The 9,333-nt window shown below is 63.6% G+C and carries 9 protein-coding genes; all 9 read right to left on the minus strand.

What is annotated here, in order from left to right:
* Positions 1–6: 6 nt before the first annotated feature.
* Complete coding sequence (locus AC3A5O_RS20980) at positions 7–780, minus strand: SDR family oxidoreductase (RefSeq protein WP_487753670.1); 774 nt, start codon at positions 778–780, stop codon at positions 7–9.
* Positions 777–1,988: an O-succinylhomoserine sulfhydrylase gene (locus AC3A5O_RS20985; RefSeq protein ID WP_305467711.1), complete on the minus strand. Its 1,212-nt coding sequence runs from the start codon at positions 1,986–1,988 to the stop codon at positions 777–779. Before AC3A5O_RS20985 ends, AC3A5O_RS20980 begins: the two co-directional genes overlap by 4 nt.
* A gap of 56 nt (positions 1,989–2,044) precedes the next feature.
* A complete protein-coding gene (gene purF / locus AC3A5O_RS20990) occupies positions 2,045–3,550 on the minus strand; it encodes an amidophosphoribosyltransferase (RefSeq protein WP_053123453.1) in 1,506 nt (501 codons plus the stop codon).
* Positions 3,551–3,591: 41 nt separating this feature from the next.
* A complete protein-coding gene (locus AC3A5O_RS20995; RefSeq protein WP_030142022.1) occupies positions 3,592–4,152 on the minus strand; it encodes a CvpA family protein in 561 nt (186 codons plus the stop codon).
* An 89-nt stretch (positions 4,153–4,241) separates the two neighbouring features.
* The gene (locus tag AC3A5O_RS21000) at positions 4,242–4,913 is read right to left on the minus strand and encodes an SPOR domain-containing protein (RefSeq protein WP_487753671.1); all 672 of its coding nucleotides are present in this window, start codon (positions 4,911–4,913) and stop codon (positions 4,242–4,244) included.
* Positions 4,897–6,204 carry a bifunctional tetrahydrofolate synthase/dihydrofolate synthase gene (folC, locus tag AC3A5O_RS21005; protein WP_487753672.1) on the minus strand — a complete coding sequence of 436 codons (1,308 nt, stop codon included), beginning with the start codon at positions 6,202–6,204 and terminating at the stop codon, positions 4,897–4,899. The genes AC3A5O_RS21000 and folC overlap by 17 nt, the downstream gene beginning before the upstream one ends.
* Positions 6,201–7,121 carry an acetyl-CoA carboxylase, carboxyltransferase subunit beta gene (gene accD, locus AC3A5O_RS21010; protein WP_060741445.1) on the minus strand — a complete coding sequence of 307 codons (921 nt, stop codon included), beginning with the start codon at positions 7,119–7,121 and terminating at the stop codon, positions 6,201–6,203. The genes folC and accD overlap by 4 nt, the downstream gene beginning before the upstream one ends.
* 265 nt (positions 7,122–7,386) lie before the next feature.
* Entirely contained in the window at positions 7,387–8,010 is a 624-nt protein-coding gene (locus tag AC3A5O_RS21015) for a phosphoribosylanthranilate isomerase (RefSeq protein ID WP_487753673.1), read from the minus strand.
* Positions 8,011–8,073: 63 nt separating this feature from the next.
* Positions 8,074–8,898, minus strand: a complete 825-nt coding sequence (gene truA / locus AC3A5O_RS21020; protein WP_003203852.1) for a tRNA pseudouridine(38-40) synthase TruA — start codon at positions 8,896–8,898, stop codon at positions 8,074–8,076.
* Positions 8,899–9,333 lie beyond the last annotated feature (435 nt).

Raw genomic sequence — 9,333 nt, forward strand, 5'->3', positions numbered from 1 at the left:
CCGCTCTCACTCATAAATCATTTTCTTGGTCATGCCGCCGTCCACCACGAACTCCTGCCCCGTGACAAAACCGGCATTGCGCGACAACAGCCACGCCACCATCGCCGCCACGTCCTCTACCGTGCCCACCCTTCCCGCGGGATGCTGGGCGTGATCGGCGTCGGTCAGCGGCTCGGCGCGGCGCTGGGATGGGTCCCGTGCATCGATCCAGCCAGGGCTGACGGCGTTGACCCGGATCTCCGGTCCGAGGCTGATGGCCAGGGCATGGGTCAGGGCCAGCAGGCCGCCCTTACTCGCCGCATAGGCTTCGGTGTCGGGTTCCGATTGCGCGGCGCGGGTCGAGGCCAGGTTGACGATAGCGCCGTTGTGAACACGCAGATACGGCGCGCAGTGCTTGGCCAGGAGCATCGGCCCACCGAGATTCACCGCCAGGACCCGATTCCAGTAAGCCAGGTCGAGGCTTTCCAGGGTGATGTTGTGCGGGTCAGCGATGGCCGCGTTGCACACCAGCGCGTCGAGCCGCCCGAACTGCCCGAGCACCTCGGCGATACCGGTGGCGACCTGCGCCTCGTCCGCCACGTCCATGGCGATGAACCAGGCGTGGTCGCCCAGGATCTTCGCCACCTTGGACCCGCGTTCGCGATCCAGATCGGTCAACACCACCTGCCAACCTTCACAGATCAGCCAGGCGGCGATGCCCAGGCCGATGCCGCGTGCGGCGCCCGTAACCAGTGCTACCCGGCCATGAGTGCCGCTCGGCGGCGTTGCCAACTCGATCACAAGGCCGCCAACCCACGGGCCAGGTCGGCTTGCAGGTCGGCCACGTCTTCCAGGCCGACCGCGACGCGAATCAGGCTGTCACGAATACCCGCCGACTCACGTTCCTGAGGCGACAGGCGGCCATGGGACGTGGTGCTCGGGTGGGTGATGGTGGTTTTGCTGTCGCCCAGGTTGGCCGTGATGGAAATCAACCGGGTCGCGTCGATGAAACGCCAGGCGCCCTCCTTGCCTCCCTTGACTTCGAAGCTCACCACCGCGCCAAAACCGCGCTGCTGACGAAGAGCCAGGTCATGCTGCGGATGACTCTTGAGGCCGGCGTAATGCACTTTCTCGATGCCGTCCTGCTGCTCCAGCCACTCGGCCAGGGCCTGGGCGTTGGCGCAATGGGCTTTCATGCGCAGGCCGAGGGTTTCCAGGCCCTTGAGGAAGATCCAGGCGTTGAACGGGCTGAGAGTAGGACCTGCGGTGCGCAAGAAGCCCACTACTTCTTTCATCTGCTCGCCACGACCGGCCACCACGCCGCCCATGCAACGGCCCTGGCCATCGATGAACTTGGTCGCCGAATGCACCACCACGTCCGCGCCCAGCTTCAGCGGTTGTTGCAGCGCCGGGGTGCAGAAGCAGTTATCGACCACCAGCATGGCGCCCTTGGCGTGGGCGATTTCCGCCAGTGCGGCGATGTCCACCAGCTCGGCCAAGGGGTTGGAAGGCGACTCGACGAACAACAGTTTGGTATTGGCCTTGATTGCCGCATCCCAAGCGGACAGGTCCGCCAGGGGCACGTAATCGACTTCCACGCCGAACCGCTTGAAGTACTTTTCGAACAGGCTGATGGTCGAACCGAAGACGCTGCGCGACACCAGCACGTGGTCGCCGGCGCTGCACAGGCTCATCACCACGGCCATGATCGCGGCCATGCCGGTGGCGGTCGCCACGGCTTGCTCGGCGCCTTCCAGGGCGGCGATGCGCTCCTCGAAGGCCCGCACGGTCGGGTTGGTGTAGCGCGAGTAGACGTTGCCCGGCACCTCGCCGGCAAACCGCGCCGCAGCGTCGGCAGCCGTGCGGAACACGTAGCTGGAGGTAAAGAACATCGGATCGCCATGTTCGGCTTCCGGTGTACGGTGCTGACCTGCGCGAACCGCCAGGGTATCGAACGCTACGCCTTCAAGGTCGCTGTCCAGCCGACCGGCATCCCAATCCTGACTCATGCTGTCACTCCTTTAATCGGTTAAACGCAAACCGGCCCCTCGGGGCCGGTTCGTACTCAGTTGTTGTACAGGTCGATGATCGCACTGACCGCCTGGGTCTTGGCCTTGGACGCATCGTTACGCGCGTTCTCGATCTTGTTCAAGTAGGCGTCGTCGATGTCGCCGGTGACGTACTTGCCGTCGAACACTGCGCAATCGAACTGCTCGATCTTGATCTTGCCGCCGCCCACCGCTTCGATCAGGTCCGGCAGGTCCTGATAGATCAGCCAGTCGGCGCCGATCAGGTCGGCCACGTCCTGGGTGGTGCGGTTATGAGCGATCAGCTCATGGGCACTCGGCATGTCGATGCCGTAGACGTTCGGGTAGCGCACGGCCGGGGCCGCGGAGCAGAAATACACGTTCTTGGCGCCGGCTTCGCGGGCCATCTGGATGATCTGCTTGCAGGTGGTGCCACGCACAATGGAATCATCCACCAGCATCACGTTCTTGCCGCGGAATTCCAGTTCGATGGCGTTGAGCTTCTGGCGTACGGATTTTTTCCGTGCGGCCTGGCCCGGCATGATGAAGGTCCGGCCGATGTAGCGGTTCTTCACGAAGCCTTCGCGGAACTTGACGCCCAGGTGGTTCGCCAGCTCCAGGGCCGCGGTGCGGCTGGTGTCCGGGATCGGGATGACCACGTCGATGTCGTGTTCCGGACGCTCGCGCAGGATCTTGTCGGCCAGCTTCTCGCCCATGCGCAGGCGCGCCTTGTAGACCGAGATACCGTCGATGATCGAGTCCGGACGCGCCAGGTAGACGTGTTCGAAGATGCACGGGGTCAGGGACGGGTTGGTCGCGCACTGGCGGGTGTGCAGCTTGCCGTCTTCCGTGATGTAGACCGCTTCGCCGGGGGCCAGGTCGCGAATCAGGGTGAAGCCCAGCACGTCCAGGGACACGCTTTCGGAGGCGATCATGTACTCGACGCCTTCGTCGGTGTGACGCTGGCCGAACACGATCGGGCGGATGCCATGGGGGTCGCGGAAACCGACGATGCCATAGCCGGTGATCATCGCCACCACCGCGTAGCCACCCACGCAACGGTTGTGCACGTCGGTCACGGCGGCGAACACGTCTTCTTCGGTGGGCTGCAGCTTGCCGCGCTGGGCCAGCTCATGGGCGAACACGTTGAGCATCACTTCCGAGTCGGAACTGGTGTTGACGTGGCGCAAGTCAGATTCGTAGATCTCCTTGGCCAGTTGCTCGACGTTGGTCAGGTTGCCGTTGTGCGCCAGGGTGATGCCGTAAGGCGAGTTGACGTAGAACGGCTGGGCTTCAGCCGACGTCGAGCTGCCCGCGGTCGGGTAGCGCACGTGGCCGATACCCATGTGGCCGACCAGACGCTGCATGTGACGCTGGTGGAACACGTCACGCACCAGGCCGTTGTCCTTGCGCAGGAATAACCGGCCGTCATGGCTGGTCACGATACCGGCAGCGTCCTGGCCGCGGTGCTGGAGCACGGTTAGCGCGTCATACAGCGCCTGATTGACGTTCGACTTACCGACGATACCGACGATGCCACACATGCGACGCAACCCCTACTTAATGGATCTGAACTGAACAACACTCACTGCGGCGTTTTGGCCGTCGGCAAGAGGTGTTCCTTGAACGGTATTTCAGCGGGTACGCTGATACCGCTGGCAAGCCACTGACTGCTCCAACCCAGGATCAGGTTTTTGGACCAGTCTGCGACCAATAGAAATTGTGGCACGAGCCGGGACTCCTGCCACCACGTATCCTGCTGCACCGGACCCAGGCTCAAGAGCCCGACGGCCACGACCACCAGCAACGCGCCACGCGCCGCGCCAAAGGCCATGCCCAGGAACCGGTCCGTCCCGGAGAGCCCGGTGACGCGAATCAGTTCGCCGATCAGATAATTGATCATTGCGCCAACCAGCAAGGTGGCGATAAACAAGATGGCACAGCCCGCGATCACGCGGGCCGAGGGAGTTTCGATGTATCCGGCGAGGTACTGGGACAGCGAACCACCAAACATCCAGGCTACGACTCCCGCGATGATCCAGGTCAGCAGCGAGAGGGCTTCCTTGACGAAGCCGCGGCTCAGACTGATCAATGCGGAGATGGCGACGATCGCAACGATCGCCCAGTCAACCCAGGTAAATGGCACGGTGCAGCCTACAGACGGATAAGGCGGCGCATTTTAGCAGAGCCCAGGGCTGTCGGTAAGCTGCGTGATTCAAATCAGCTAAATCGCCGTCAACCGCGCTCAGGCTGGAAGCGCACGACGAACCCCTTGAGGTTCTGCTGGCGGCCGAGCAGATCACGCAGGCGGTCGGCCTCGGCACGCTCGATCAACGGCCCGACAAACACCCGGTTCTTGCCATCGGCGGAGCGGATATAGGCGTTGTAGCCCTGGCTGCGTAGGGTTTTCTGCAAGTTCTCGGCACTTTCGCGACTGGTCAGGCTGGCCAGTTGCACCGACCAACTGACCGACAGGCCATTGGCGTCCACGCGACTCTGGGTCGTGTCCGGCTTGGTCGGCGCGGCGGTGATCGGCTGGCTCGGAGCCGGTTTGATCGCCGGCGCCGCTGGAACAGCCACGGGCGCGACAGCCGGTTTGCTCGGTGCGACCGGAGCTGGCGTGGCAGGAGCAGGTGCAATCGGCGTGGAAGGCGCAGCAGGTTGCTCAGCCAGCTCCTCGTCGCTTGGCACCGGCTCCTGGGGCAAGGCCTGGGGCTCGGGCACGGCCACCGGTTCGACCTGCACGGGCGGCACCGAAGGCGCCTGGGGCGCAGCTGGCGCGTCGACCGAGACCTGGCGTTGCTCGTCCTGGCGGGAAAACAGCATCGGCAGGAAAATCACCGCCAGGGCCACCAATACCAGGGCCCCGACCATGCGCTGCTTGTACGCTTTATCCAGCAATGCCATCTGCAGCTTCCTCCGTGGAGCGCCGGGCCAACCATTGAAGGGCCTCGGCAACACAAAAAAATGATCCGAACAGCAGGATTTCATCATTGGCCGTCGCCAGGGCGCACTGCCCTTCCAGGGCGTCAGCCACGCTGGCGTAGGCTTGCACTGAAGCACCGTGACGCTGCAAGGCCTCCTGCAGCTCAGCCGCCGTACGTGAGCGCGGCGAATCCAGCGGCGTCACCGCCCAGTGCTGGACACTAGCATCCAACGCATCGACAACGCCATCCAGATCCTTGTCGGACAACAGCCCGAACACCGCCAGGCGCCGCCCCGCCACGGGCCGCCGCGCCAGGCGTTCGGCCAGGTACTGCGCCGCATGGGGGTTATGGCCGACGTCCAGCAACAGGTTAAGGCGTTTGCCTTGCCAATCGAACTGACGGCGGTCGAGGCGCCCGACCACACGGGTCGCCTGCAACGCCTGGACGATTTGCCCGGCCTCCCAGGGCAAGCCCAGCAACAAATAGGCCTGGAGCGCCAGCGCGGCGTTCTCCATCGGCAGGTCCAACAGTGGCAGGTCGCGCAACTCCACTGGATTACCGCGCAGATCGCTGCCGCGCCATTGCCAGTGCTGCTCGGTCATCGCCAGATCGAAATCCCGCCCTCGCAGAAAGAACGGACAGCTCAGCTCGCGAACCTTGTCCAGCAATGGCTGAGGAGGATTGAGATCGCCACAGAGCGCAGGCGCGCCCTGGCGGAAGATGCCGGCCTTCTCGAAGGCTACGGATTCGCGGGTATTGCCCAGGTAATCGGCATGGTCCACGCCAATGCTGGTGACCAGTGCAATGTCGGCGTCCACCAGGTTGACCGTGTCCAGCCGTCCGCCCAGGCCGACTTCCAGCACGACCGCATCGAGACCGGCACGGGCAAACAACCAGAACGCCGCCAGGGTGCCCATCTCGAAATACGTGAGGGTTGTCTCGCCTCGCCCGGCTTCCACCGCGGCAAAGGCTTCGCACAGCTGGGCGTCAGTGGCTTCGACGCCGTTCACTTGCACCCGCTCGTTGTAGCGCAGCAGGTGCGGCGAGCTGTAGACACCGACGCTCAGCCCCTGGGCCCGCAGCAGAGAGGCCACGAAGGCACAGGTCGAGCCCTTGCCATTGGTGCCGGTGACGGTGATGACCCGGGGCGCCGGCTTGGCCAGTCCCATGCGGGACGCTACCGTTTGCGAGCGCTCCAGCCCCATGTCGATGGCCGATGGATGCAACTGCTCGAGGTAGGCAAGCCAGTCGCCCAGGGTGCGTTGGGTCATAGCCCGGCAGGCACTGGCGGAACCACGATCGGCTCGATCGGTGCGGCGACGAAGGTCGGCGTCGGCAGGCCCATCAGTTGCGCCAGCAGGTTGCCCAGGCGCGGACGCAGCTCTTGGCGATGAATGATCATGTCGATGGCGCCGTGTTCCAGCAGGAACTCGCTGCGCTGGAAGCCTTCCGGCAGTTTTTCACGCACGGTCTGCTCGATCACACGTGGGCCGGCAAAGCCGATCAGGGCTTTCGGCTCGCCGACAATCACGTCGCCGAGCATGGCCAGACTGGCGGAAACACCGCCGTAGACCGGGTCGGTCAGTACCGAGATGAACGGAATGCCTTCTTCACGCAGACGCGCCAGGACCGCGGAGGTCTTGGCCATTTGCATCAGGGAGATCAGCGCTTCCTGCATCCGCGCACCGCCGGAAGCGGCGAAGCAGATCATCGGGCAACGGTTTTCCAGGGCATGGTTGGCCGCGCGAACAAAACGCTCGCCGACGATGGCGCCCATGGAACCGCCCATGAAGGAGAACTCGAAAGCCGAGACCACCACCGGCATGCCCAGCAAGGTGCCGCTCATGGACACCAGGGCGTCTTTTTCACCGGTCTGCTTCTGGGCAGCGGTGAGGCGATCCTTGTATTTCTTGCCGTCGCGGAATTTCAGACGGTCCACCGGCTCCAGGTCGGCGCCCAGCTCCACGCGGCCTTCTGCATCCAGGAAAATATCGATACGGGCACGCGCGCCGATGCGCATGTGGTGGTTGCACTTAGGGCAAACGTCCAGGGTCTTTTCCAACTCGGGACGGTACAGCACCGCCTCGCAGGATGGACATTTGTGCCACAGACCTTCAGGCACCGAGCTTTTCTTCACCTCGGAACGCATGATCGAAGGGATCAGTTTGTCTACTAACCAGTTGCTCATGCTTTCTTTCTCCAGTACCGGCGGCCCGAACGCTCTGGTTCGCGGCCCCGCGTATGCCCTTGAGCTAAATTCATTGTGCGGCGAGGGTCGAACGGCCACCACGGTCAGCGCGAAACATGACCTGCGTGCAGCCCAACCTCCTCTGCCATCCCGGCAACCGCTGCACCGCGGTTGCCCCTACGCTATCGGCCCACCCGGAGGCGGTGCCTGCCTGCTTTGTACAGTGCAGGTATGGACGGCGGCAGTCTGCCAGCCGTCACATTGACTACTGGCTGTTGCGAACAGCAGCCATGAACGCACGAATCTTTACCGGATCCTTGATGCCCTTGCCCTGCTCCACCCCACCGCTCACATCCACTGCATAGGGGCGAACCTGGCGAATGGCCGCGGCGACGTTTTCCGCCGTCAGGCCGCCGGCCAGGACGATCGGCTTGCCCAGGCCTTGTGGCACCAGCGACCAGTCGAAGGCTTCGCCGGTACCGCCGGGAACGCCTTCCACATAGGTGTCCAGCAAGATACCGCTGGCACTGGCAAAGGCTTCGCAACCGGCGGCGATGTCGTCACCGGCCTTGACCCGCAACGCCTTGATGTACGGACGATGCCAGCCTTCGCAGTCGGCCGGGGTTTCGTCGCCATGGAACTGCAACAAGCCCAGCGGCACCGCATCGAGGATCTCGCCCAGCTCGCAACGACTGGCATTGACGAACAGGCCCACCGGGGTCACGAACGGCGGCAAGGCCTGGACGATCGCCCGCGCCTGCTGCACCGTCACCGCCCGCGGGCTCTTGGCGTAGAACACCAGCCCGATGGCATCGGCCCCGGCCTCGACCGCCGCCAACGCGTCCTCGACGCGGGTGATCCCGCAAATCTTGCTGCGAACGACGGGCATGGTGGGTAAAACCTCAGGCAAATCCGTGAAAGTCCCGGATGGTAACAAATGCTGCGGAGGGCGTCAGCCGTCGAGTTCCGAGAAGCCGGTGAGGAAATGTGGCCCGATGTAACGCTCCGGCAGCTCGAACTCATCGCGATATTCGACCTGTACCAGGTACAAGCCAAACGGATGCGCCGTGACACCACCGGAACGGCGGATGCGACTGTCGAGCACTTCCTTGATCCACTCCACCGGCCGCTCGCCGGCACCAATGGTCATCAGCACGCCGGCAATGTTGCGCACCATGTGATGCAGGAAGGCGCTGGCGCGGATGTCGAGCACGATCATCTTGCCGTGACGGGTCACGCGCAGGTGATGCAGCTCCTTGATCGGCGACTTGGCCTGGCACTGGCCGGCACGGAAGGCGCTGAAATCATGGACACCGACCAGGTACTGTGCGGCCTCGGCCATGCGCTCGACGTCCAGCGGGCGGTGGTTCCAGGTGATTTCTTCGTTCAGGTGCGCCGGACGGATCTGATCGTTGTAGATCACGTAACGATAACGCCGGGCGATGGCCTTGAAGCGCGCATGGAAATGCGCCGGCATCACCTTGGCCCAGCTGACGCTGACATCGTGGGGCAAGTTGATGTTGGCGCCCATGACCCAGGCCTTCATCGAACGCTCGACCTGGGTGTCGAAATGCACCACCTGGCCGCAGGCATGCACGCCGGCATCGGTACGGCCGGCGCAATGCAGCGACACGGGCGAGTCGGCGACTTTGGACAGCGCGTTTTCGAGGGTTTCCTGCACCGTCAATACACCGGACGCCTGACGCTGCCAGCCACGGTAGCGCGAGCCTTTGTATTCAACGCCCAAGGCGATCCGGAAAAAGCCGTCGGCCGCCATTTCGGCGGCCGGGTTGTCTATGTTTGCCAAGGAATTACAGCCTGCTGAGGTACGCAAAGGCGGGCATTATAAGGCCGTCGGGGCGGGATGCCAGTGCAACCAGGGGTCCTGGGTTGAATCGACTGCCGCCATCGCGAGCAAGCTCGGCTCCCACAGGGGGGCTCGGGTGCTCACAAATCCTGTGTCCAGCACAAATCCCTGTGGGAGCTGAGCTTGCTCGCGATAGCGGTGGGTCAGCTTGCGAAGATGTTGAATATGCCGCCGTCATCGCGAGCAAGCTCGGCTCCCACAGGGGTTCTCGGGTATTCACAATATCCTATGTCCAGCACAAATCCCTGTGGGAGCTGAGCTTGCTCGCGATAGCGGTGGGTCAGCTTGCGAAGATGTTGAATATGCCGCCGTCATCGCGAGCAAGCTCGGCTCTCACAGGGGGAG

Source organism: Pseudomonas sp. Soil_N_39 (genome assembly GCF_057655955.1).